This is a genomic window from Roseibium sp., from assembly GCF_048260565.1.
Lineage (GTDB): Bacteria > Pseudomonadota > Alphaproteobacteria > Rhizobiales > Stappiaceae > Roseibium.
Genome location: NZ_JBLXGP010000011.1, coordinates 156,752 through 181,532, shown reverse-complemented (window position 1 = coordinate 181,532; position 24,781 = coordinate 156,752). Strand labels below are relative to the sequence as shown.

The window sequence follows — 24,781 nt, the reverse complement described above, 5'->3', positions numbered from 1 at the left end:
GAAAGAACGGTTTGCGGCAAAGCCATGCCTCCCGAATATCCACAATCCGCATGGCCGAGGCGTTCGGGTTTCCGCCGTTCTTCCGTCCATGGAACGGTTTTCCCGTCCCCTCACGCGAAAAGCATGCACAAGCCGAAATTTTCTGCTAGAAGGCGGCTCACAGGCCGGTATAGCTCAGCTGGTAGAGCATCTGATTTGTAATCAGGGGGTCGCGGGTTCGAATCCTGCTGCCGGCACCAAATTTTCCCGACAAAATTTAGACTTATCTGCCTTGTGACCGGCTGCGCACCGATCATGGAAGACTATTTTCATTTGGCAGTCTCGTGTCCGACGCAATGGCAACCAAAGCCAGTGAACATTTCCCACCTACGGTTCACAACTCTACTAATTCTACAAAAAACCCAAAAACAATCTTTAGTAGCATTTTGAATAAATTTTAGTATAGTTAACTCGCTTATCGAATATGAAAAACGTATTCAATTATCATTTCTCAATGAAGTTCCAAATTTCTTCTGGAGCAATCAAAATGTCAAACGAGAACAAACACGGTCTTAAGCGGAATATACCTGAAGATATAAAGAAGGAAGTTAGGAACCGTAGCGGTTTTGGCTGCGTGTGCTGCGGATCAATTCCCTACACCTACCACCATAACCGAATACCCTTTTCTGAAGCTAAACAACACGATCCTGGTGATATCGTATTACTTTGCGATCACCATCATCGAATGTTTCACAGTGGCACCCTTGATGCGGATGATATCGAATTGGCTGTGAGCACAAAAAGGGGCGTAAACGTGCCCACCCGATATACACAACCAATAATCAAACCCGATTTTTATGTGAGATGGTCTGGCGTTCATGTTCAAGCCACCCAGCAACACGTAGTGGTGGACTACGAGCCTGTTTTATCCTTTACATTCTCTGACAACCCACTTGAGCCAATACAACTTTCGGGAACTTTTCGTGCATTGGACGGAACAGTACTTTGCCAAGTCACGAGAAATGAATTCGTTGTTGACGCACCTGTCAATGGGGATTTCTTACATAAAGGCAATCGGTTTGTTTTTAAACGAAACGACAACCAGCTCGCACTTTCTTTTACTCTCGGCTCTAGCTGCATGGAAATTGATTACATACTGCACACCTACAAAGACGCATTCGTCTACGGTTGCGATGGCTTATTGCGGGTTGGAAACTCAAAGCATGTGCTAGGAGTTCGCGGCGGTAAGTGCACCGAATGTGACGAAGCAATTCGGGTACAATCGACAATGCCAAGCCATATTTTCAATATGAATGAATTAAAAAATGTTCCATACAATGAAATCAGTGGGATGAATATTAGCCAGTGTGGTGGGGCTGTACTCGTCAGAGCATAATATTCGAAAAGCTCAAACTTAGTTTAGCCCCCTCGCCTGCACAGCTTTCAAACTGCTCCTATGTCCTAATCACGCAGCGGTACCGCGCGCCATCCCTGCCTACCGCGTCATCGCCGCCTGGCGGGCCTTTTCCTTGTCGGCGAGCTTTTTCTTGATCTCCGACAGATCGCCGCGCGGGGTGGACGGGTTGCCCGGGTTGACCGGGACCATCTCGATCAAAACCGGATTGGGATAATGATTGAGCGTTGCACCCGAAGCCAGGTCCACGCCTGCCCCGATCACGCCGCCGATGAGCACGTTGCCGGCAAGCCCCGCCGCGCCGCCCGGCGCCGTCTTGCTCTTGACCTCAACCGTTTGCGGCTTGTAGCCGGCCAGTTCCGCCTTGACGGTGAATTCCTTTTTCCGGGACACCTTGAGGCTGCACGGGCTGATATCGCAGGTATAGCCGATGTCGGTCGTGACCTTGGTCTTCGGCGGATCGTAATAAACTTCGACGTTTTCCGATGTGCCGCGTGTAACCGTTCCGCACCCGGCAAGAACCAGCCCGCTCAGCGCGAGCGTCATAAACTTATGCATGTCGTCTCCCAGCCCTTAACAACCGCAACTTGTTCCATCCGGAGCCACACGTCAAGGCGCAGAGACGCCTATGTCGCAAGATGATCGGACAGGTCCCATAAAGCCCCATAAGCCAGTGGTTTCAGAGACATGGGAGAGTTGCCGTTCGGATGGAAAGCGAACGACAAGGCACTTCACGTGCCGCCCTACCCTCGACCGACCTCCGCCAGATCGTTCCAGACCATCTGCCGGGCGATCAGGTCTCCGGCGAATTCGAAGCGATCGATGAAGCGGATGCCGGAAAAGGCTTCCCCGTCGGGCCACTCCCCTGAAAGCGTGCCGTAGCAGTAGACGATGCCGCCATCCGCGCCCGCGCAGGTGTCGAAACGCTCATAGGTCTTGGTCACGAAGCGGTAGCGCGGTTTCGCCCAGGCGATCAGGTCCTCCAGCGTGGTGAATTCGGCGGCACCTGGAAAGGTCATCTTGAAGTCCGGCGCGAGAAAGCCCTTCGCCTTCTCCAGATCGCGCGCCTCCATGGTTTCCAGGAATTCCCGAATGCGTGTGGCCGGATCGGGCGCAGCCTTGCCCGGCACCCGCGACTGGCCGCCGCGCATGTAGTTCGAAGGCTTCAGTTCCTCGATTGCGACCGTGATGCCGTCGAGCGGCGCGGCCATGGTGGTCCGCACCGCGTCGGTCAGCGCCTTGCCGAGCCGCTGGCGGGTTTCGTCGGAATAGCCCTCGATCAGGGTGACACGAATGACCGGCATGACCAGTTTCTCCCATGAATTGTTTCAGCCCAAACGAACCGGGTTGACATAATGATATAATGACATACCATTTAACAAATTCAATCGGCCGGAGGACAGGCGGTGAGCGCGAAAGCGGAGCAGATGGACAAGGCGCAGGAGCCCGAACGCCGCTCCATGGGGCGTCTCAATCCGTCCGGCCACGTCCCGCTCTATCACCAGATCTTCCTGATTCTTCGGAACCGCATATACGGCGGCGACCTGTCGGAGGGCGACCTCGTCCCCGGCGAACAGGACCTGACCACCGAATTCGGCGTTTCCCGCATCACCGCCAAGCGCGCGCTCAACGAGCTGGCCGATGCCGGTCTCGTGGTGCGCGAGCGCGGTCGCGGCACCCGTGTGGTCAAGCGCCCCCCAGCCCCGGCGGTGACCTCTTCCATCGACGGCTGGCTGGAAAACATCTCCCTGATGGGCCTGGCGACCAAGGCCCAGGTGCTCGACTTCGAATATGTGCCGGCCAGCGACGACATCGCCCAGGCGCTGGAGCTCGAGCCCGGCACGGAAGTCCAGCGTGCCGTCCGCGTCCGCTGGCTCGACCAGCAGCCCATGTCCTACCTCGTCACCTACGTGCCTGCGGAAATCGGCCGCCAGTTCGAACGCTCAGACCTCGACGTGAAGCCGCTGCTCAATCTGCTGGAGCGCGCCGGCGTCGATGTCAGTTCCGCCCGGCAGACGATTTCGGCGACCCTTGCGGATTCCGAAGTCGCAGGCGCCCTGTCGATCCACGCAGGCGCGCCCCTGATCGAGGTCCGCCGCGTGGTCTGCGACAGCCGGGAACGGCCGGTGGAATACATCCGGGTGCTTTACCGCCCCGATCTCTATCACTTCGAAATGTCCATGCGACGGGTCCGCGAGGAAAGCGGCCCGCGCTGGACGGCGACAACGACGCCATCGGTCCCGGCCGACGGCGGATAACAACGATCCAGACGGGAAACCGGGAAACCACGACCTGATGAGGTCCAAAAGGGGAGGTCTTCATGACCGATGACAAGAAGTCGGCTGGCATTGTCCGCCGCGATTTTCTCAAAACGACCGGTGCTGCGGCGCTCGGACTTGGTGTAACCGGATTTCCGGCGGTGCTGCGCGCCCAGCCGGCCCCCGTCAAGGTCGGCCTGATCCATCCGGTCTCCGGCTTCATCGCCTTTTCCGGCACCCAGTGCCGCGAAGGCGCGCTGATGGCGATTGCCGACATCAATGCGGCCGGCGGCATCAAGTCGATGGGTGGCGCAAAGCTTGAAGCCGTCCTCGCCGACAGCCAGGGCAAGCCCGACATCGGCGCAGCCGAAGTGGCCAAGATGGCCGAAGCCGGCGTCAACGGCATCGTTGCCGGTTACGCCTCGTCGATTTCGCTTGCCACCTCACAGGAAGCGGCCAAGACCAACACGCCGCATGTGGTCGACGTCGGCGTGTCCGACAAGATCGTCACCCGCGGTCTGCCCAACACGTTCCGCTTCGGCCCGGGCTACGGCAAGATCGCCGAATTCGCCGTCGACAACCTGGACACGATCAACAAGGCCGCCGGCTCTCCGGCAAAGACGGCCATGATCATCCACGAGGAGTCGCTCTTCGGCACCGGCACCGCCAACCTCCTGTCGACAAAGCTGCCCGAGAAGGGCATCGAGGTCGTCGAGGTGATCAAGCATGCCAACCCGACCCGTGACTTCACCAACATCGTGCTGCAGATCAAGGCGAAGAAGCCCGACCTGATCATTCCGGCCAACTACTACAACGAATACGTCCTGCTCGCCCGCACCATGCGCCAGCAGCGTATCGAGGCCAAGGGCATCTATTCGGTGCTCGGCGGGGCCGCGTCGAACTACAAGTTCGTCAAGGAATTCCCGGAAGCGGCCGAATACATCATGGACTGTAACCACTGGTTCAATCCGAAGTCGGACGTGGCGCTGCAGCGCAAGGCGGCCGCCGAAGCCAAGGGCCTCATCTACACCTACGAGGTGTTCCTGACCTACAACGCCGTGCTTGCCCTGGCCGATGCCTTCGAACGGGCAGGCTCGACCGACAAGGACGCGGTCAACAACGCCCTGTCGATCTCGACCATGGACATGTCCTACATGCCCTACGGCCCGACCAAGATGGAAGGCGGCCAGAACCAGGGCGCCCAGCCGGTGAACACCCAGGTGCTCAACGGCGACATCGAGGTGATCTTCCCGAAGGAATTCGCGTCCGCCGACGCGGTGTTCCCGATGAAATAAGAAGCATAAAACCTTCGACCTGGCGCCGGGCTCCCACCGCCCGGCGCATTTTCTCATAAGTTTCGAGCGGTCTTATGCCTGACCTCGCCATTCTCATCCCGTCGGTGCTGAACGGACTGACCACGGGAGCGCTTTACGCCCTGGTCGCCCTCGGCCTGACCCTGATCTACGGTGTCCTGCACATCATCAACTTCGCCCATGGCGCGCTTCTGATGATCGGGCTCTATGCGGTCTATTTCCTCAACGTCCAGTTCGGCATCGACCCTTACGTCTCCCTGCTGATCGTGCCCCCGCTGATGTTCGCGCTCGGCTATGCCTTGCAGCGCGGTATCATCACCCGGGCCAGCCACGGCCGCGATGAAAACATCCTGCTCGTCACCCTCGGTCTTTCCATCGTGATCGAGAACCTGTCCCTGTTCGTCTTCAAGTCCGACACGCGGGTGATCGACACGCCTTATTCCTTCGAGGTGGTCGAGTTCCTCGGCGCCTTCCTGCCCCTGCCCAAGGTGATCGCCTTCGTCGGCGCCTTCGTCACCGCCGGCATCCTCTGGGTCCTGATGTCGAAGACCGATCTCGGCAAGGCGATCCGCGCGCTTGCCAAGGAACGCAAGGGGGCCAAGCTGGTCGGCATCAACACCGAACATGTCTACGCCATGAGCTTCGGCCTCGGTATCGCCTGCCTCGGCGTTGCCGCCTGCCTGCTGCTGCCCAGCTATTACGTCAGCCCCCAGGTCGGCCACGGCTTCGTGCTGATCGCCTTCACCATTGTCGTCCTCGGCGGCATGGGCTCCTTCGTCGGCGCCCTGATCGGCGGGCTGATCATCGGCGTCGTGGAAGCCCTTGGAGGTCTGTTCCTGGGCGAAAGCCTCGGCCAGATCGGCATCTTCGCGATCTTCATCCTCGTATTGATCTTCCGGCCCACGGGCCTGCTCGGACACAAGGTGTAAGATCATGCGTCAGCTCGCTATTCTCGGCCTTGTCTTCGCCTTCATCGGCCTCGCCCCCTTCGTGATCGCTTCGGAGTTCTGGCTGAACCTGGTGATCATGACGCTCTATGCGGCCCTGCTCGGCCAGGCCTGGAACATTCTGGGCGGTTACGGCGGCCAGTTCTCCTTCGGCCACGCCGCCTATTTCGGCACCGGCGCCTATACGGTTGCCGTGCTCCAGGTGCAGCTTGGGGTCAACCCGTGGCTCGGCCTGGTCGCCGGCGGACTGATGGCCATGGTCGTGGCCGCCATCATCGGCTTCTCCACCTTCCGCTACGGGTTGCGCGGCTCCTATTTCGCGCTGGTGACGCTGGCCTTTGCCGAAGTGCTGCGTATCCTGTCCAACTCGGTGGACTTCACCGGTGCCGGCGTCGGCATCCTGATTCCCCTCGACCAGGGCGCGGCCAATTTCCAGTTCGCCTCCAAACAGGGCTTCTTCTGGATCATCTGGCTGATGGCCCTTGCCGCCTTCGTCGTGGTCTGGTGGATCGGAAATTCCCGTTTCGGAGCCCAGCTCATGGCCGTGCGCGACAACGAGGATGCCGCCCGCGCGCTTGGCGTCAGCGCCTTCCGGGTCAAGATGGGCGCGATCATGCTTTCCGGACTGTTCTCCGGCCTCGGCGGCGTCTTCTACGCCCAGTATTTCCTCTATCTCGACCCTTACATCGCCTACGGACCGGCCATCTCGATCGAAAGCCTGCTGGTGCCGATTATCGGCGGCATGGGCACCCTGTTCGGCCCGCTGCTCGGCGCCGTCGGCCTGCACCTGATTTCCGAGCTGACCCGCGAACTGATCGGCGACCTGCCGGGCATCAGCCTGGTTCTCTACGGCATCGTTCTGGTCGTCATGGTGCTGTTCATGCCGCGCGGCCTTGCCGGGCTCGTCAAGCGCCTGAGCTCGAACTCGACCGCGACGGGGGCCCGCCATGTCTGAGGTTGCAATGCTTGAGATCCGCGGTCTCGTCAAATCCTTCGGCGGCGTGACGGCGTCCAACAACGTCAGCCTGACCGTGCCGGAAGGAAAGATCACCTCGCTGATCGGTCCGAACGGCGCCGGCAAGACCACCCTGTTCGCCCTGATCACCGGATTTCACAAGCCGGATGCGGGCACGGTTCGCTTCCTCGGCGAGGACATCACCGGCCATGCTCCGGAGGACATCGCCCGGCGCGGCATGGTGCGCACGTTCCAGATCGTCCAGCCCTTTGCCGGCCAGACGGTCCGCGAGAACATCGCCGTCGGCGCCCATCTGCGCATCCGCGCCCGCGCCGAAGCGCTTGAAAAGGCGGAGGCCGTGGCAAAACAGGTCGGCCTCGGCGACCGGCTCGACCAGGATGCCGCGTCGCTCACGGTTGCTGGCCGCAAGCGGCTGGAAGTGGCCCGTGCGCTTGCCACCGATCCGAAGCTGATCCTGTTCGACGAGGTGCTCGCCGGTCTCAACCCGTCCGAAATCCGCGACGTCATTCCGGTGATCTGCGCCGTGCGCGAGGCCGGTGTGACCATTCTCCTGATCGAACACGTGATGCAGGCCGTGATGAGCCTTTCCGAATACACCTGGGTGTTGAACCAGGGCGAGTTGATCGCCGAGGGCGTGCCTGCCGACGTGGTCAGCGATCCCCTGGTGGTCGAAGCCTATCTCGGCAAGGGCATGGCCGAGCGCATGGCCAAGCGGGAGGCAAGCCATGCTTGAGGTCAAGGCGCTCAAAAGCGGTTACGGCGCGGTCGAGGTCCTGCGCGGCATCGACCTCGATATCACGGAGGGCGAGATCGTCGCCCTGCTCGGCTCCAACGGCGTCGGTAAAACGACCTTTTCCTCGGTGCTCTCCGGCCTGATCAAACCCTGGAGTGGCACCATCCGCTTCAAGGGCGAAGAAATCCAGGGGCTTTCCGAACAGGCAATCGTCGACCGAGGCCTGATCCATGTGCCGGAAGGCCGGCACGTATTTCCGAACCTGAGCGTGCGCGAGAACCTTGAGCTCGGTTCCTACCGGCGCGGCCGGGCCAACCGGGCGCGCAATCTCGATCACGTGGTCGACATCTTCCCGCGGCTGAAGGAACGTTTCGCCCAGAAGGCGGGCACCCTGTCCGGCGGCGAGCAGCAGATGCTGGCCATCGGCCGCGGCATGATGGCAGAACCGGAACTCCTGATTCTCGACGAACCCTCGATCGGCCTGTCTCCGCTGCTTGTGGAGGAGATGTTCGACCTGATCCGGAAGCTTAACAGCGACGGGCTGACGATCCTGCTGGTGGAGCAGAACGTGCTCCAGTCCATGGAAATCGCCGCCCGCGCCTTCGTCATGGAAAACGGCGAAATCCGCCTCTCCGGCGTCGCCTCGGTGCTGATGGACGATCCCGAGCTGCAGCGCTCCTATCTGGGGCTGGCGTGATGGCAACCACACTCGCTCAGAAAATCATCGCACGGGCGGCGGGCCGGGACACGGTGACACCGGGCGACATCGTTACGGCACAAGTGGATCTTGCCATGATCCACGATTCCGGCGGCCCCCGTCGGGTCGAGCCGATCCTGAAAGATCTCGGCGTCGGCCTGTGGGACAGGGACAAGGTGGTGCTGATTTCCGACCACTTCGTCCCCGGCGACACGGACGAAGGCGCACGCATTCTGGAACTTACCCGCCAGTGGGCGAAGGAGCGCAAGGTCGCCTTCCATGACGGCGAAGGCATCTGCCACGTGGTGCTGCCCGAGCGCGGCCACCTGAAGCCCGGCATGTTCGTCGTTGGCGGCGACAGCCATTCGCCGACCGGCGGCGCCTTCGGGACCTATATGTTCGGCGTCGGCGCCACCGAAATGGCCGGTGTCCTCGCCACCGGCGAAATCTGGATCAAGGTGCCCGGCACCATCCTGATCGAGTGGCGGAACCGGCTGTCGGACGCCGTCACCGCCAAGGACATCATGCTGGCGCTTTGCGGCCGGCTCGGCATGGACGGCGGACAGTATCAAGCGGTGGAATATACCGGCGAGGCGATTGCAGCGCTTTCCATGCAGGAACGCATGACGCTCTCCAACATGGCCGCCGAACTCGGCGCCCAGGCCGGACTGATCGCACCGGACGAAACCACTGCCGGCTATCTCTCGAGTGTCGGCGGCGATGCGGGCGACTGGCAGGGACTGCGCACCGATGCGAATGCCGACCTGCTCGCCCGTCACGTCTTCGACGCGGCGACACTGGAGCCTCAGGTGGCAGCGCCCCATTCCCCGGCCAATTCGGCCCCCGTGACCGAGGTGCCGGACACGAAAGTCGACGTCGCTTATATCGGCGCCTGCACAGGGGCAAAGTATGAGGACCTGAAGCGGGCGGCGCGCATCCTCAAAGGCCGCAAGCTCGCCACGGAGCTGATGGTCGCCCCGGCTTCCAAACGCGATCAGGACCGGGCCGAGGCAGACGGCATCATGAAAGTGTTCGAGGACGCGGGCGCCGAGATCCTGGCCAATGCCTGCGGCATCTGCGCCGGCTACGGTTCCAACCGCCTCGGCGAGAACGTGACCTGCATTTCCTCCACCGCGCGCAATTTCAAGGGCCGCATGGGGGCAGCGTCTTCCAAGGTCTGGCTCGGCTCGCCCCTGACCGTGGCGGCTTCCGCGATCACCGGCCGGATCACCGATCCGCGCGAGTTCCTGACCAGCGGGGAGAACGAGGCATGAGCGGCCGCGTCTTTCTCTTCGGCGACGACATCGACACCGATCAGCTCGCGCCCGGCGAATACATGAAGGGCGGCATCGACATGCTCGCCGCCCATTGCCTGGAAGCCGCCCGGCCGGAGTTCGCAGGGTCCATTCGTCCCGGCGACGTAGTGGTGGCAGGCAAAAACTTCGGCATGGGCTCGTCGCGCGAACAGGCCGCCGAGGCGCTGAAGCATCTGGGCGTCGCCGCCGTGATCGCGCGCTCCTTCGCCGGCATCTTTTATCGGAACGCCATCAACCTCGGCCTGCCGGTCCTGATTTCGGACGATCTCGACGCCATTGCCGACGGCGATGCTGCCGACCTCGATCTTGACGCAGGCGAACTGCGCCTGACGGCGAAAGACAAAACTGTGCAGCTGGAACCGCTGCCCGACAACCTCAAGCGGATGCTCGCCGACGGCGGGCTGGTGCCGCATCTGAAAAAACGCTTCGCAGCAGAGCGGAAAAGGGAGACAGGCTTATGAGCCTGAAACAAAGACTGGGCGAGCAGCGCATCCTGCTCGCGCCGGGTGTCTACGATGCGCTGACCGGCCTGGTTGCCGAACAATCGGGGGCGGAAGCCGTCTATCTGTCCGGGGCCTCCATCGCCTATACCCGCTTCGGCAGTCCCGACATCGGGCTCGTCTCCATGAGCGAGGTCGCCGAAACGATTGCGAGCGTGCGCGACCGGATCAGCCTGCCGATCGTGGTCGACGCCGACAACGGCTTCGGCAACGCGCTCAACGTCCAGCGCACGGTCCGGACCTTCGAGCGCATGGGCGCCAGCGCCCTGCAGCTGGAAGACCAGACCCTGCCCAAGCGCTGTGGCCATCTCGATGGCAAGTCGCTGGTTTCCAAGTCCGAGATGGCCGGCAAGATCCGCGCCGCCTGCGACGCCCGCGCCTGCGAGGACACCCTGATCATCGGCCGCACCGACGCCATTGCCGTCGAAGGCTTCGAGGCAGCGCTTGATCGCGCCGAAGCCTATGTGGAGGCCGGCGCCGACATGCTGTTCATCGAGGCACCGCAGTCGCTGAAGCAGATGCAGGAGATCGTCTCCCGCTTCGCCGGCCGCGTACCGCTGATGGCGAACATGGTCGAAGGCGGCAAGACGCCGATCGTCAATGCCGCGGGGCTGGAGGATCTCGGCTTCAGCTTCGTGATCTTCCCTGGCGGGATCGTGCGCGCCATCGCCGCCACCGCCCGCGACTATTACGCAAATCTCATCGCCAGCGGCTCGAACGAGGCATTCCGAAACCGCATGTTCGACTTTGCCGGGCTGAACGGCCTCATCGGCACGCCCGGCATTCTGGCCGAAGCAAAAAAATACGACGAGGACGCCGACTGATGGCAATAGATCCGGTCACGCTCGCAATCCTGAAAGGCCGTCTGGAGCAGATCGCCGACGAAATGGACGCGACCCTGTTCCGCTCCGCCTTCAACCCGATCATCGCCGAGGCCCATGACGCCTCCCATGGCATCTACGATGCGGTCACCGGCGAGACCCTGGTGCAGGGCAAGTCCGGCCTGCCGATCTTTGTCGGCGTCATGGCCTTTGCCGTGAAGGCCGTGATCGACAAGGCGGCGAAACAGGGCGGCATCAACGAGGGTGACGTCTGGATCTTCAATGATCCTTATGACGGCGGCACCCACCTGTCGGACTTCCGGCTGGTGAAGCCGGTGTTCCGGGATGGCAAGGTGTTCTGTTTCCTCGCCTCCGTCGGTCACTGGCACGATGTCGGCGGCAATGTGCCGGGCAACTACAACCCGGCCGCGACCGAATGCTTCCAGGAAGGCATGCTGATCCCGCCGGTCAAGCTCTACGACAAGGGCGAATTCCGTCAGGACGTGGTCGATATCCTGTCGGCCAATTCCCGCCTGCCGCTGTCGCTCTACGGCGATCTCAACGGCCAGATCAACGCGCTGGAACTGGGCGAGCGGCGCATGAACGCGCTGCTCGACGAATATACCGACGCGACCGTCGCCGATTGCCTGGTCGAGCTGAAGGCCCGCGCGGCCCAGATGATGCGCGCGCAGATTTCGGAATTGCCGTCCGGTACCGTTTCGGCCGAGGACTTCCTCGATAATGACGGCATCAACGACGAGCCGCTGAAGATCGCCCTCGATCTCACCATCGAGGGCGACCGCATGGTGCTCGACTTCACCCGCTCGTCGCCGGCCTGCGCCGGTCCGGTCAACATCTCCCGCTCGACTACCGTTGCCGCCTGCTATGTCGCCCTGAAGCATATCTTCGGCGATGTACCGGCCAATGCCGGCGTGCTGGAGCCGGTCGAGTTCCGGATCGACGAAGACTCGCTCCTGTCGGTGAAAGCGCCGAAACCGGTTGGCGGCTACACCGAAACCATCCTGCGCCTGATCGACGTGGTGTTCGAGGCCATTGCCCAGATCGCGCCGAAGGAGGCCATGGCTTGCGCCTACGGCACCATCAACGCCCTGTCGCTCGCCGGCCACCGCGCCAACGGCCAGCGCTGGGTGATGTTCTCCTTCTTCGGCGGCGGCCATGGCGCCCATGCGGGCGGCGACGGCCTCAACCACGGCAACGCGCCGATTTCGACCGCGACCATTCCGCCGCTGGAAATCCTGGAAGCCGCCTATCCGGTCCGCTTCACCCAATGGGCGCTGCGGCCCGATTCCGGCGGTGCCGGCGAATACCGAGGCGGCCTCGGGGCGATCTACGAGATCGAGCTCCTGGAAAAACAGGCCGATGTCTTCCTGTTCGGCGAGCGCGGCAAGTTTGCGCCGGCCGGTGTCGTCGGCGGCCATCAGGCGGCGACCAACCGGTTCCAGTTCGAACAGGCCGGCGGCTTCAGAGAGCCGCCCATGGTCTCCAAGATCGTCGGCGTCAGCATCGTGCGCGGTCAGAAGCTCAGGCTCGAGACGCCCGGTGGCGGCGGCTACGGCAACCCCCGCAACCGGGACCCGGAAAGCGTCGCTCGCGACGTGCGCCTGGGTTTCGTCAGCCCGGATTGTGCCAGGAACGAGTACGGCGTCGTGCTCAGTGAAACAGGCGACGCCGATGCGTCCGCCACCCAGGATTTGCGCGCCAAGGAGGCTGCGGAATGATTAAACCGGCTTACGTCATCGGCGTCGATGTCGGCGGAACCTTCACCGACGTGTTCATCCTGGACGAGGCGAACGGCACGGTGACCACCACCAAGGTGCCGTCCACGCGCGGCGACCAGTCCAAGGGCTTTGTGGAAGGCATCGGCCAGAAGGTTGCCGACTTCGGCCTGATCTCCACCGTGGTCCACGGCACGACCGTCGGCACCAACGCGCTTCTGGAGCGCAAAGGCGCCCGCACCGGTATCATCACCACGGAAGGCTTCCGCGACGTCCTGGAAATGCGCCGCCGCGACCGGCCGACCACCTGGGGCCTGAAGGGTAGCTTCACCCCCGTGGTCGAACGTCCCGACCGGGTCGAGGTCGGAGAGCGGGTGCTTGCCGACGGCTCCGTGGCACAAGTGGTGGACGAGGCACAGGTCAAGGAACAGGCAAAGGCGCTGGCCAATGCGGGCTGCGAGGCGGTCTGCGTCTTCTTCATCAACGGCTATGCCAACAACGACAACGAGCGCATCGCCGTCGAGGCGGTCCGGTCCGTCTGGCCGAACGCCTATGTCACCGCGGCTACCGAAATCCTGCCGGAGATCCGCGAATTCGAGCGACTATCCACGGCAACGCTCAACGCCTATCTGCAGCCGGTCGTCTCCTCCTATCTGGACCGGCTGGAAAAGGGCCTCGCCGAGAAGGGTTTTGACGGCGACATCCTGATCGTTCAGTCCAACGGCGGCGTCATGTCCATCGATACGGCCAAACGCTATCCGGTGCGCACCGCGCTCTCCGGCCCGGCGGCCGGCGTGATCGCGGCAACGGAAATCGCCAAGGCGGCGGGCTTTGAGAACATCATCACCTGCGACATGGGCGGCACCTCCTTCGACGTGTCGCTGGTGGCGGAAAGCGAAGCGGCACTGGCCGCGCAAACCGCGATCGACTTCGGCATGGTCGTGCGCACGCCGATGATCGAGATCACCACCATCGGCGCCGGCGGCGGCTCCATCGCTTCCGTCGACAAGTCCGGCCTGCTGCAGGTCGGCCCTGAATCCGCCGGGTCCGATCCGGGCCCGGTCTGCTACGGCCTCGGCAACGACCGGCCGACCGTAACCGACGCCAACGTCGTTCTCGGCCGCATCAACCCGGACCGGCCCATCGGCGGCAAGCTGTCCCGTCTCGACATCGACGCCTCGCGCCAGGCGATCAAATCCCATATCGCCGATCCGCTCGGGCTCGGCATCGAGGAAGCGGCCGAAGCGATCCTGAAGCTCGCCAACGCCAAAATGGCCGGCGCTATCCGCCTGGTCTCCATCGAAAAGGGCCACGATCCGGCGAAATTCGCCGCCATGCCCTTCGGCGGCGGCGGATCGCTGCATACCGGCGCCCTGATCAAGGACGTCGGCCTCGGCTCCGCACTGGTGCCGCGCTATCCGGGTGTCACGTCGGCACTCGGCTGCGTCGTCGCCGACATGCGCCACGACCGGGTGCAGACGGTCAACCGCCTGCTCGACCAGATCGATGCCGGCGACCTCGGCCTCGAAATGGAAAGTGTTGCCGACGAGACCGAGAAGCTGCTCGCAGGCGCTGGCGTCGCCTTTGCCGCCGTCGACCGGGTCTACGAGTTCGACATGCTCTACCTGGGCCAGACCCACACGGTCAGCGTGCCGGTGACCATTCCGGCATCGGGCCTGACCGGAGACGCGATCCGGGAGGCCTTCGAGGCTGCCTACAAGGACGCCTACGGCCGCCTGCTGGAAGGCATCCCCATGCGGGTGATGAACTACCGCATCGCCGTCATCGGCCGCAGGCCGCAACTCGACATGGCCGTGTTCGCGCCGACCTCCGGCAAGCCGGAGCAGGACTGCCGCATCGGCAAACGCTCGGTCTTCTGCGACGGCGCATGGCACGAGGCCATCGTCTACGAACGGCTCGACCTGGAAGTCGGCGCGGAGATTACCGGCCCCGCCCTCCTGGAACAGTCGGACACGACCATCTTCGTCGATCCGGGCCTGCGCGGCCGCGTCGACGCCTATGGCAACCTGGTGATCGACCGCAGGGACGGCGCCGATGTCTGATCTGGTTATCGATCCCGCCCGCACCGGGCTCGTCATCGTCGACCTGCAGAACGATTTCCTGCATCCGGACGGCGCCTATGCCCGCGGCGGCCAGAAGAACGCCGATATCGCGGCCCTTCCCGCACGTGTCCTGCCTTTGGCCGAGGCCTTGCGGGCAAAGGGCGGCTGGATCGTCTCGACCCATTTCACCCTGGTGCCCGGCAAGGACCGCGAGCCCTTCATCTCGCCGCACCTGAAGGAGTTGCGCCCGTTTCTGGCCAAGGGCGATTTCGCGCCAGGAAGCTGGGGCCATTCACTGGTCGACGAATTGCAGCCGGCGGACCTGACGGTCGAAAAGGTCGCCTATTCCGCCTTCTACATGACCCGGCTGGAATGGGTGCTGCGAAAGGCCGGCATCGACACGCTGATCTTCTCCGGCATCGTCACCAACGGCGGTGTCGCTTCCACCGTGCGCGACGCCCATGTGCGCGACTTCAAGACCATGGTGCTCTCCGACGGCTGTGCCGCCTTCTCGCGTGAAACCCACGAGCGGTCCATCGGCGATCTCGGCACCGTCTCCAAGGTGATGACCTGCGCCGAGGCCCAGACCCTGATTTCCGGGCTCTGACATGACTTTGGGCGGAATCTCAAGGGACACCCCGCCGCGCATCGACGCGGAAGCCGATGTTGTGATCATCGGCGCCGGCGCCTGCGGTCTGGTCGCAGCCCTTCGGGCGAAAGCCGCCGGGGCTGATGTGCTTGTCCTCGAACGCGACGCCTCGCCATCCGGCTCGACCTCCATGTCCTCCGGCTTCGTTCCGGCCCCGGCCACACGATTCCAGCGCGCTATCGGCGTCGAAGACGACACACCGGAGCTTTTCGAAGCCGATCTTCTCGCCAAGTCCAAAGGCAAATCCGACAAGCGCCTTGCCCGGCTCGCCAGCCGCACCATCGGCCCGGCCCTGGAATGGCTTGCCGACGCACATGGCCTCGACTGGATCGTGCTCGACGATTTCCTTTATCCCGGCCATTCGCGCCATCGCATGCACGCGGTGCCGGAAAAGACCGGCGCCGCCTTGCTCGCCCGCCTGCTGACCGCCGTGGAACAGGCGGACATCCCGGTCGTCACCGACGCACCGGTGACCAAGCTCTTTGCGGATACAGACAACCGCATCACCGCGGTCGAAATCTCCCGCCCGGACGGGCATACCGAGACCCTGGGCTGCAAGGCCCTGATCCTTGCCTGCAACGGCTATGGCGGCAACCGGGAGCTGGTCGCCCGGCACATCCCGGAAATCGCCGAGGGCATGTACTACGGCCACGAGGGAAACAAGGGCGATGCTATCCTGTGGGGCGAAGCGCTTGGTGCGGAGCTGAAGCACCTTTCCGGCTATCAGGGGCACGGTTCGCTTGCCCATCCCCACGGCATTCTGATCTCCTGGGCGCTGATGATGGAAGGCGGCATCCAGGTAAATCTGGAAGGCCGCCGCTTTTCCAACGAGCACGGCGGCTATTCCGAACAGGCCGTCCATGTGCTCGGCCAGCCGGACGGCGTTGCCTGGGATATCTACGATGCCCGTATCCACGCTTTCGCCCTGGGCTTTCCGGATTACGCGGAAGCGGTCAAGGCGGGCGCGATCCGCGAGGCTTCGGATGTCTCCGGCCTGGCAAAGGTGACCGGACTTCCGGAAGCCGCCCTCGCTGAAACGCTGGGCGATATTGCCCGCTATCAGTCAGGCGAAGCTGACGATCCCTTCAGCCGCGATTTTACCGGCAAGCCGGGCCTCGCCCCGCCCTATTACGCGGTCAAGGTGACCGGCGCCCTGTTTCACACCCAGGGCGGTCTGATGATCGACGATGAGGCCCGCGTCCTCGACCGCGCCGGCAAACCGTTTCCGAACCTCTTTGCCGGTGGCGGGGCTGCCTGTGGCGTCTCCGGGCCGGAGGTCTCCGGCTATCTCTCCGGCAACGGCCTGCTCACCGCGATCGCCTTCGGCTATCTCGCCGGCAGCTTCTGCCAGGTCTGAACAGCTTTCAGATAAGAAAAGGGCGAAGCCGTTTTCCGGCTTCGCCCTTGTGTCGTTTATGCTCGCTGAGCCTCGCTAACGCCCCATCAGGGATGGCAGCAGGAAGGTAATCGAGGGCACCAGGATCAGCAGGGTCAGCCGGAGGATGTCGGCGATCCAGAACGGTCCCACACCCCTGAAGATCGTGCCCGTCTTGACGTCCGGAAGCACGCCGCGCAGCACGAAGACGTTGAGGCCGACCGGAGGCGTGATCAGACTGATCTCCGTGACCACCACCACGACGATCCCGAACCAGATCAGGATCATTTCCGGCGGTACGCCGGGGAAGGTCAGTTCCGAGATCAGTGGGTAGAAGACCGGCACGGTCAAGAGGATCATGGACAGGCTTTCCAGGATACAGCCCAGCACCAGATAGACCGCCATGATCAGCAGCATTACGCCGATGGGCTGCAGGCCGGAATTGGCCACCCATTCGGTCAGGATGGTCGGCAGATCAGCATAGTTGATGAAGTTTGAGAAGATCAGGGCGCCGATCAGCACGCTGAAAATCATTGCCGTGGAGCGGACGCTCTGCAGCAGAACGTCGAACAGGACGGGCCAGGTCAGCTTGCGCCGCGCCAGGGCGAACAGGAATGCGCCGGAAGCGCCGATGCCGGCTGCTTCGGTCGGCGTGAAGATGCCGCCGTAGATCCCGCCCATGACCAGAAGGAACAGCAGCATCACGCCCCAGACGCCGCGCAATGCCCTGAAGCGTTCGTTCCAGGGCAGACGCTCCCCCGGAGGTCCGGATTTCGGATTGAGCCAGATGGTGGCCCGCACAGCACCCAGATAGAACAGGATACCGAGCATGCCTGGCAGAATGCCCGCCATGAACAGCTGGCCGATATCCTGTTCGGTCATGATACCGTAGAGAACGAGAATGACGCTCGGCGGGATCAGAATGCCGAGGGTCCCGCCCGCGGCAATGGAACCGGCCGCAAGGCTGTCGGAATAACCGTACTTGCGCATGGACGGCATGGAGACCTTCGCCATGGTCGCGGCCGTGGCAAGGCTCGAGCCGCAGACCGCGCTGAAGCCGCCGCAGGCAACCACGGTCGCCATCGCCAGTCCGCCCTTGCGATGGCCGAGAAACGCGTTGGCGGCCATGTAGAGTTCATCTGAAAGCCCGGCCCGGGTGACGAAGTTGCCCATCAGAATGAACAGCGGCACCACGGACAGGTCATAGGCGAGGCCGGTCTCGTAGGTGACCGACGAGATCATGGCCAGGGCGGCATTCCAGTTGACCAGATAGGCAAAACCGACCGTCCCCACCAGGCCCATGGCGAAGGCGATGGGCAGGCGTAAGAGGATCAGGACAAGGAGGATGGCAAAGCCGACGAGCGATTCCTGCACGGGGATACCTTGTTCGTTGAAGTGTTTGTTTCAAACCGCGTCGGCCATCGGCGGCCGTCTGCCGTTAGTGCGCCACCGAAGCCGGAGCGTTCCGCGATCCGAAGACCTGCTGAAATGCGAGAACCACGAGCACCAGACAGGTAAGAGCTGCGGTTAAGCACATGAAGAAAGTCACCGGATAGACCGGAATTTGGAGAACAGCGGTTTCATCGCCGTAGTCCAGTTGCTCCAGAGCCTTGAGCCACATCTGGTAGCTGAGGACGCCGGTCATGAACGCACAGACGAGACTGACCACGCCTTCGCGAACGCGCTCCAGCGTCGGGGACACGCTGAATTCGATGAGGTCGACAGTGATATGCTCGCCGCCGATTGTGACCAACGGCAGGCCGGCGAAGATCAGCGTCGCCAACATGAGCTCGGTCAACTCAAAGCCACCGGGAACCGGTGAATTGAAGATGTAGCGCCCCCAGACGTCGACGAAGGTGAGAACCATCATCGAAATCAGAAGCAATGCGGCCAGGACACTCAGTGCCCGGGTCGTCCAGAGGACGACCCGGTCGCTTACCTTGCCACTATTGGCGGAAGCGGTTGTCACTGTTCGGCGTCCACCTTCGCGATTTCAGCCCGCAGGTCAGCCATGACCTGCGCACCGTCGAGGCCCTTTTCCTTGACCTCGGCGATCCAGGCTTCCTCGATCGGAGACGTCTTGTCCTTGATCGCGGAGACAAGATCGTCGGAAGCGGTGATGATCTGCACACCGTCGGCTTCCATCGTGGCTACACCGGCCTTGTCGGCATCATCCCAGCCCTTGCCGGCGATGCGGGCGAAGTTCTCGCCGGACACCGACATGATGGCATCCTGGTCTTCCTTGGACAGCTTGTTGAAGGAAGCCGGGTTCATCACCAGGAAGAAGCTGGTGTTGTACAGGCCGCCCGGAACGAACGTGGCATAGCGAACAAGCTTGCTCAGCTTGAACGAAGCGATCGATTCCTTCGGGAAGAAGACACCGTCGGCAACACCGTTGGACATCAGTTCGTAGGAACTCGAGGCCGGCTTCAGCAGGCTGGTCACGCCGAGCGCCTGGGTGACCTCGTTGACGACACCGCCACCGACGCGGATCTTCAGGCCATCGAGATCGGCGAGCTTTTCGACCGGACGAACGGCATTGAACATTTCGCCCGGGCCGTGGGTGAACACGCCCAGAACAACCGTGCCCTTATGCTCGTCGAACTGTTCCAGGTACTTCTTGTAAATACGCCAGTAGGCGACCGAAGACGCGGTTGCGCTATCGCCCAGGAACGGCATTTCCACGGCCTTGGTCATCAGGAAGCGGCCCGGCTGGTAGCCGTGCACGCCATAGCTGATATCGGCCAGGCCATCCTTGGCGATGTCGAAGTGTGCCGGGGGCTTGCCCATGGCTTTCGGAAGGATCTTGACCGTCACATTGCCGTTGGTGGCTTTTTCCACTTCAGCCGCCCACGGCACGATCATGTTTTCGACGATCGGATGCTTCGGCGGCAGCCAGGACGATAGCGTCAGGGTCGTTTCGGCACTCGCGGCACCGGAAAGGCCCATCGCTCCGAGAGCAACTGCGCCCAGTGCCAGATATTTCAACTTTGCAAACATTCAACCTCCTCCTGCCGTTTGTTCGGCATCGTTGGGATTTAAAACCCGATTATTGTCGGACGACCGGATCCAAGCCCCGCAAGCTTAAGTCCTGTCAGACAAACCTCCTCGTTCAGGGCTAAACTAAGTGCCTTTTGGTTTCATTTGCAACCTTTTTCGCTGTTTCCTTAGCCTATTTAACAAGGTGAATTTCATTCACGTGCGTGCGCAGGGTGAATTTCTGGATCTTGCCCATGACATTTGTCGGCATGGCATCCATGAAGACGACATCCTTAGGATGTTTGAACCGTGCCAGCACACCATTGAAGCGATCAAGAATGGTCTGTTTGTCTATGCTTGCGCCCTCGACACGCACCACGACGGCGACCGGGACCTGCCCCCATTTCTCGTCATCGCGGCCGACGACGGCCGCCTGCTTGATCTCCGCCATGCCGTTCAGGACCACTTCCAGCTCGGCCGGATAAATGTTCTCGCCCCCGGAGATCACCACATCCTTCTTTCGATCGTTGATGAAGTAATAGCCGTTTTCACCACGGTAGCCGATGTCACCGGTGAAAAACCAGCCGTCGCGCAGGGATTGCTCCGTCGCCGCTTCGTTGCCCCAGTATTCGTACATGACGCTCGGGCCACGAACGAGGATCTCTCCGGACACTCCGTCCGGTACATCCACCCCCGCCTCGTCGACGACACGGACCTCGCAATGAAGCGCCGGTTTGCCGGTCGAGCCGACATTATCGAACGCGTCCTCCGCCCTTTGATAGATCGCGATCGGGCAGGTTTCCGTGGAGCCGTAGACCTGCAGGACCGGAATGCCTCGCGCATGGATCGCCTCGATCAGCGGTACGGGCACGTAGGAAGAACCGGTGCTCACGGATCGCAGGCTTGAGATATCCGCCTCCGGCCATTCGGGAAGGGAAAGGACCGCATCGAGGGTGGCCGGAACCAGGACGGTCAGGCTCGGCCGCCCGGAGACGATGTCGGACAGAACCGCGCGCGGATCGAATTTCCGGTGCAGCGTCACCGTGGCGCCGGCATAAAGCGCCGGCGTGGTCTGAATGTTCAGCCCGCCCACGTGAAACATCGGCAGGGCCGTCAGGACGTGGTCGGCAGCGGTCATGCCATGCATGTGCAGGCTGTTAAGCGCATTCCACTGCACGGCTTCCTGGGTCAGCACCGCGCCCTTTGGATGGCCGGTAGTGCCGGAGGTATAGACGAGCAACAGCGGCGTCTTCAGATCCACATGGGGGTTGCGGTCATCGCCTTCTGCCGAAGCCAGAGCCTCCGCCATCGGCTGCCAGCCCTCGCCTTCGAAACCGCAGGAAACGAAGTCGCAATCGGGCAACGCGCTGCGCATGCTGTCCGCATGCTCCCGGAATTCCGCTTCACAGAACAGAGCCTTGGCATGGGCATCCTTCAGGATGAACACATGCTCGGGCGCCACCAGACGCCAGTTGAGCGGAATGAACAGCGCGCCGAGCCGGGCACAGGCAAACATCAGCGCCAGGAATTCCGGACTGTTGAGCCCCAGATAGGCCACCCGGTCGCCGCGCCCGATGCCGTAGACGCCCTTGAGCGCCCGGGCATGGGCATGGATCATTGCGGCAAAGTCGCCATAGCTGATGGCCCGGCCTTCATAGTTGAGGGCCGTCTTGTCCGGCGTGAAGTCGGCGTGCCGGTCAATCCAGGCGGAAAGCTCCATCAGTCGTCGCTCTCACCCTTTTCGTAAAGCGCTTCGCGGCCGATGCGGTCGACGCACAGTTCCGCCGTCCAGGGCAGCATCAGCGAGCCGCAACGGCTGTCGCGGTATAGGCGCTCCAGCGGCAGGCTCTTCAGCATGGACTGGCCGCCGCAGGTGCGGATGGCAAGCTGGCACAGCTCGTTGGCGTTTTCCATCACCGTGTGTTGCGCGGCATAGGCTCGAAGCACCTGCTCCTTGGTCGGATTGGGGCGGGCTTCGCTGATCACCTGGAACCACAGCGCCTTGGTCATTTCCAGCATGATGCGCATGTCGGCGACCGCGTGCTGCTTGGTCGGGTACATGCGCCGCTTGACCGGCGGCATGCCGGGAATCTCGCCGCGCAGATACTGCACGGTGAAATCGTAAGCCGCCTGGGCGATGCCCATATAGGTCGGCGTCAGGGTCATGAACATGTGCGGCCAGGACGTCGCCGCCTCGAAATAGACGCCCTTGGGCATCAGCGAGGCATCGTCCGGCACGAACACGTCCTTGAATTGCAAGTTACGGGAGACCGTGCCGCGCATGCCGAGCGGATCCCAGTCGCCGTAGACCTCGACGCCCTCCGCGTCCGCCGGCACGGCCACATACATGGTGTCCTTGCGGCTCAGCTTTTCCTTCTTCTCCGTGCACAGCACGCCGTAGTAGTCGGCAGAGCCGGAGAGCGAGGCGAAGATCTTCTTGCCGTTGATCAGCCAGCCGCCATCGACGCGGGTGGCCGTGGTGCCGAACGGCTGGAAGCCGGCAGCGGCAGCCCCGCCCTCGGAGAAGGGCTGCGCATAGATCTTGCCTTCCTTGACGATGCGCTCGTAATGCACCGCCCGGTTCTTTTCATGATCGGCACGCTGCTCGTCGGTCATGGTCAGGTCGTCGGCCAGCGGCCCGGTCCACAGGCACGAACACACATGCATGTTCCAGGTCAGCGACGTGGTTCCGCAGAACCGGCCGATTTCGGCAGCCGTCATCATGTAGGTCTTGTAGTCGGCGCCGAAGCCGCCGTGTTCTTCCGGCACGCAGATGCCGAGCAAGCCGACCTCGTGCATGTCCTTGTAGTTTTCCATCGGGAAGATGGCTTCCCGGTCCCACTTGTCGGCCCGCGGCGCGAATTTCTCCTCGCCGATCTTGCGGGCAAGGGCGGTCAGCTTCTTCTGCTTTTCGGTCAGCCGGAAGGCCTCGGGGTCGAAAATCGGAGCGTAGCGCTCGTTATCGGATACGGACATATCCAGCTCTCCTCAGACTAGATCTAAAAACTCTTCGACGGCGGCGTCGAAACGCGCCGGACACTCCATGTTGGCCAGATGCCCCGCCCCCTCCAGGCAGACGTAGCGGGCGCCGGGAACGCGGGCGGCCATACGCTCCATCATCGGCGCCGGCGCGTTGGTGTCCTTCTCGCCGGCCAGCATCAGGGTCGGTACGGCGATCTGCTTGAGCGTATCGCGCCGGTCGAAGGTCACCAGGCACTGCATGGTCGCGCGGTAGGTCTCGTTCGGCACCCGCGACATGCACTGGCGGGCAAGCGCCACCCCATCCGGATCGGCATCGTCGCCGATCAGTTCGGGCACCACCTCTTCGGCCACGTCGGCCATGGTCTTGCCCGCATCGAGCGGACCAAGACGGGCGGCGACGAACTTTTTCTGAAAATCCCCGTCCGGGCTACCGAAGGCGGGGCTGGTCGCGGAAAGCACGAGTTTACGCACGCGCTCGGGATGAGCTGCGATGAATTCCTGCGCCACCATGCCGCCGATGGAATGACCGACGATATCCGCCTTTTCCAGACCGAGATGGTCCATCAGGCGTAACAAAGCATCTGCGAGACCTGAAAAGGTCGTGGTATCAAGCAGTTTCGAACCGCCGTAGCCGGGCATATCCCAGGCAATGGCGCGCCGGGTCCGACCGAAATGATCCAGCTGGAACTTCCAGCTTGCCGCCCCACCGCCGACGCCATGCAGAAAGATCACCGGATCGCCGCTTCCCGCTTCTTCCCAGGCGATGGGAAAGGAGACCGCGCTCACGCCAGCTCTCCAAGCAGCTTGCCGTCTTCGATCACCAGCTTGCCGTCGAGGGCAATGTCGCAGTGACCGACCGGAAGATCGAAATGGCCGAGCGTGTAGCGCTTGGCGAATTCGTTGGCGCCGGTGGAATAGAGGAAATTGCCCGCATAGGCACGCACTTCCGTGCCATTGGTCTCGCGCTGGTCGTACATTGTCAGCGCCTCGTAGCGGGCGCCCGGGTTCATGCCCCAGCCGACATGGGAGGTGGCATAGGCGTTCTTGTCGTTCCAGGCGGCAAAGTAGCGGCGCAGCAGCTCCGCATCGGTGCCCCGGCCCTCGATATCGACCACGAAATCGTTTTCAAGGGTGAGCTTGACCGGATCCTGCAGGTAGCGCTTGAAGGTGAGGTTGATGTCGCCGGCATCCAGCACCAGCGTGCCGTTGACCGTGCCCGCTCCGGGGAAGCTGACCACCACGCCGCCCGGCCAGTGGGCGACGGTGCCCGGCCGGTCGCAATAGCCCCAGACACCGGCGGTCGGCGCATCGCGCAGATCGACCTTGAGGTCGGTACCGGCCTTGGAAAGGACGGTCATGTTTTCCGCCGCGCGCAGCATCTTGACCGCGGCCTTGACCTTGGGCGTCAGCGCCGGATCGGGCAGCAGGCGTTCCAGCGCGTCCGGATGTTCGTTGCTGATCATGAACAGACGCGCGCCGTCGGAGATGATCTCCGGCAGTTCCGGCGCATGCAGCATGCCTTCCACGGTCAGGTCGACGACCATGGAGCTCGACTTGAGCGCCTTGATCACGGGACCGAGGCCGCGCACGCTGTCGCTGGCGCCGGTGGAGCGGACCGGAACCGGGCTGCGCTGCGGCGGGGTCGGCAGAACCACATGGAAAGGCCGCGCGCCAAGGCGCAACAGCGCCAGTTCGGTCAGATGAACGTTGAGATCGCGGGACTGGGTTTCCGACAGGATCGCCACCTCCTCGCCTTCGGCCACCTTGCAGAATTCAAGCGCCTTGGTGAAAGTGTCGATCCACTTGCCTTCAATACGATCCGAAAGCATCGTTCCTCCCTGCCGTCGCCCATCGCACAATGGGCGTCACGGTTTCCCTGTTGCCCCTGGAGGAAGCGGAGCCATGGCGGCATATTCCTGTCTCCTCCACATTCACTGTGTAGCAAGCATTTGAAATTATATCAATTGGAATATATTTATGCTTAAACTAATTCCGAGCCCGGCCGGTGGAAACGGCCGTTAGCGGATCGGGGGCCAGCAAAAC

General features: G+C 62.4%; 23 protein-coding genes and 1 tRNA gene. 15 read left to right on the top strand and 9 right to left on the bottom strand.

Features of this window, described 5'->3' with window-relative positions:
* Positions 1-163: 163 nt before the first annotated feature.
* Positions 164-239: transfer RNA gene (locus tag ACN0SO_RS20555), tRNA-Thr, on the top strand.
* Positions 240-526: 287 nt separating this feature from the next.
* A complete protein-coding gene (locus ACN0SO_RS20550; protein WP_417680597.1) occupies positions 527-1,375 on the top strand; it encodes a hypothetical protein in 849 nt (282 codons plus the stop codon).
* A gap of 99 nt (positions 1,376-1,474) precedes the next feature.
* On the opposite strand, the gene ACN0SO_RS20545 is transcribed toward ACN0SO_RS20550, so the two are convergent.
* Together ACN0SO_RS20545 and ACN0SO_RS20540 are read right to left on the bottom strand one after the other, a co-directional pair.
* A complete protein-coding gene (locus tag ACN0SO_RS20545) occupies positions 1,475-1,951 on the bottom strand; it encodes a translation initiation factor 2 (protein ID WP_417680596.1) in 477 nt (158 codons plus the stop codon).
* A 185-nt stretch (positions 1,952-2,136) separates the two neighbouring features.
* Positions 2,137-2,697, bottom strand: a complete 561-nt coding sequence (locus tag ACN0SO_RS20540; RefSeq protein WP_417680595.1) for a tautomerase family protein — start codon at positions 2,695-2,697, stop codon at positions 2,137-2,139.
* A 102-nt stretch (positions 2,698-2,799) separates the two neighbouring features.
* Here ACN0SO_RS20540 and ACN0SO_RS20535 point away from each other — a divergent pair, with 102 nt between their 5' ends.
* The 13 genes from ACN0SO_RS20535 (at position 2,800) to ACN0SO_RS20475 (ending at position 16,759) form a co-directional block, all read left to right on the top strand.
* Positions 2,800-3,651, top strand: coding sequence for a GntR family transcriptional regulator (locus ACN0SO_RS20535; protein WP_417680594.1), 852 nt, complete (start codon positions 2,800-2,802; stop codon positions 3,649-3,651).
* Between the two features lie 62 nt (positions 3,652-3,713).
* On the top strand, positions 3,714-4,946 hold the full coding sequence (locus tag ACN0SO_RS20530; RefSeq protein ID WP_417680593.1) for an ABC transporter substrate-binding protein: 1,233 nt from the start codon (positions 3,714-3,716) through the stop codon (positions 4,944-4,946).
* A gap of 74 nt (positions 4,947-5,020) precedes the next feature.
* Positions 5,021-5,893 (top strand): branched-chain amino acid ABC transporter permease, encoded by an 873-nt coding sequence (locus tag ACN0SO_RS20525; protein WP_417680592.1) that lies wholly within the window; start codon positions 5,021-5,023, stop codon positions 5,891-5,893.
* Positions 5,894-5,897: 4 nt separating this feature from the next.
* Complete coding sequence (locus ACN0SO_RS20520; RefSeq protein WP_417680591.1) at positions 5,898-6,866, top strand: branched-chain amino acid ABC transporter permease; 969 nt, start codon at positions 5,898-5,900, stop codon at positions 6,864-6,866.
* A complete protein-coding gene (locus tag ACN0SO_RS20515) occupies positions 6,859-7,620 on the top strand; it encodes an ABC transporter ATP-binding protein (protein WP_417680590.1) in 762 nt (253 codons plus the stop codon). The genes ACN0SO_RS20520 and ACN0SO_RS20515 overlap by 8 nt, the downstream gene beginning before the upstream one ends.
* A complete protein-coding gene (locus ACN0SO_RS20510) occupies positions 7,613-8,317 on the top strand; it encodes an ABC transporter ATP-binding protein (protein WP_417680589.1) in 705 nt (234 codons plus the stop codon). The genes ACN0SO_RS20515 and ACN0SO_RS20510 overlap by 8 nt, the downstream gene beginning before the upstream one ends.
* Positions 8,317-9,591: a 3-isopropylmalate dehydratase large subunit gene (locus ACN0SO_RS20505; protein ID WP_417680588.1), complete on the top strand. Its 1,275-nt coding sequence runs from the start codon at positions 8,317-8,319 to the stop codon at positions 9,589-9,591. The genes ACN0SO_RS20510 and ACN0SO_RS20505 overlap by 1 nt, the downstream gene beginning before the upstream one ends.
* Positions 9,588-10,094 carry a 3-isopropylmalate dehydratase gene (locus ACN0SO_RS20500; protein WP_417680587.1) on the top strand — a complete coding sequence of 169 codons (507 nt, stop codon included), beginning with the start codon at positions 9,588-9,590 and terminating at the stop codon, positions 10,092-10,094. Before ACN0SO_RS20505 ends, ACN0SO_RS20500 begins: the two co-directional genes overlap by 4 nt.
* Positions 10,091-10,957 carry an isocitrate lyase/PEP mutase family protein gene (locus tag ACN0SO_RS20495; RefSeq protein WP_417680586.1) on the top strand — a complete coding sequence of 289 codons (867 nt, stop codon included), beginning with the start codon at positions 10,091-10,093 and terminating at the stop codon, positions 10,955-10,957. The genes ACN0SO_RS20500 and ACN0SO_RS20495 overlap by 4 nt, the downstream gene beginning before the upstream one ends.
* On the top strand, positions 10,954-12,693 hold the full coding sequence (locus ACN0SO_RS20490; protein WP_417680612.1) for a hydantoinase B/oxoprolinase family protein: 1,740 nt from the start codon (positions 10,954-10,956) through the stop codon (positions 12,691-12,693). Before ACN0SO_RS20495 ends, ACN0SO_RS20490 begins: the two co-directional genes overlap by 4 nt.
* On the top strand, positions 12,690-14,753 hold the full coding sequence (locus ACN0SO_RS20485; RefSeq protein ID WP_417680585.1) for a hydantoinase/oxoprolinase family protein: 2,064 nt from the start codon (positions 12,690-12,692) through the stop codon (positions 14,751-14,753). Before ACN0SO_RS20490 ends, ACN0SO_RS20485 begins: the two co-directional genes overlap by 4 nt.
* On the top strand, positions 14,746-15,360 hold the full coding sequence (locus tag ACN0SO_RS20480; protein ID WP_417680584.1) for a cysteine hydrolase family protein: 615 nt from the start codon (positions 14,746-14,748) through the stop codon (positions 15,358-15,360). The genes ACN0SO_RS20485 and ACN0SO_RS20480 overlap by 8 nt, the downstream gene beginning before the upstream one ends.
* A 1-nt stretch (position 15,361) precedes the next feature.
* Entirely contained in the window at positions 15,362-16,759 is a 1,398-nt protein-coding gene (locus ACN0SO_RS20475; protein ID WP_417680583.1) for an FAD-dependent oxidoreductase, read from the top strand.
* Between the two features lie 75 nt (positions 16,760-16,834).
* On the opposite strand, the gene ACN0SO_RS20470 is transcribed toward ACN0SO_RS20475, so the two are convergent.
* The 7 genes from ACN0SO_RS20470 to ACN0SO_RS20440 all read right to left on the bottom strand — a co-directional run bounded on the left by ACN0SO_RS20470 (position 16,835) and on the right by ACN0SO_RS20440 (position 24,567).
* Positions 16,835-18,151: a TRAP transporter large permease gene (locus ACN0SO_RS20470; protein WP_417680582.1), complete on the bottom strand. Its 1,317-nt coding sequence runs from the start codon at positions 18,149-18,151 to the stop codon at positions 16,835-16,837.
* Between the two features lie 64 nt (positions 18,152-18,215).
* Positions 18,216-18,746: a TRAP transporter small permease gene (locus ACN0SO_RS20465; RefSeq protein WP_417680581.1), complete on the bottom strand. Its 531-nt coding sequence runs from the start codon at positions 18,744-18,746 to the stop codon at positions 18,216-18,218.
* The gene (locus ACN0SO_RS20460) at positions 18,743-19,777 is read right to left on the bottom strand and encodes a TRAP transporter substrate-binding protein (RefSeq protein ID WP_417680580.1); all 1,035 of its coding nucleotides are present in this window, start codon (positions 19,775-19,777) and stop codon (positions 18,743-18,745) included. Before ACN0SO_RS20460 ends, ACN0SO_RS20465 begins: the two co-directional genes overlap by 4 nt.
* Positions 19,778-19,949: 172 nt before the next feature.
* Positions 19,950-21,476 carry a class I adenylate-forming enzyme family protein gene (locus tag ACN0SO_RS20455; protein WP_417680579.1) on the bottom strand — a complete coding sequence of 509 codons (1,527 nt, stop codon included), beginning with the start codon at positions 21,474-21,476 and terminating at the stop codon, positions 19,950-19,952.
* Positions 21,476-22,732, bottom strand: coding sequence for an acyl-CoA dehydrogenase family protein (locus ACN0SO_RS20450; RefSeq protein WP_417680578.1), 1,257 nt, complete (start codon positions 22,730-22,732; stop codon positions 21,476-21,478). Before ACN0SO_RS20450 ends, ACN0SO_RS20455 begins: the two co-directional genes overlap by 1 nt.
* Positions 22,733-22,744: 12 nt before the next feature.
* Positions 22,745-23,524, bottom strand: a complete 780-nt coding sequence (locus ACN0SO_RS20445; RefSeq protein WP_417680577.1) for an alpha/beta fold hydrolase — start codon at positions 23,522-23,524, stop codon at positions 22,745-22,747.
* Positions 23,521-24,567 (bottom strand): peptidase M29, encoded by a 1,047-nt coding sequence (locus tag ACN0SO_RS20440; protein ID WP_346894925.1) that lies wholly within the window; start codon positions 24,565-24,567, stop codon positions 23,521-23,523. Before ACN0SO_RS20440 ends, ACN0SO_RS20445 begins: the two co-directional genes overlap by 4 nt.
* Between the last annotated feature and the right edge of the window lie 214 nt (positions 24,568-24,781).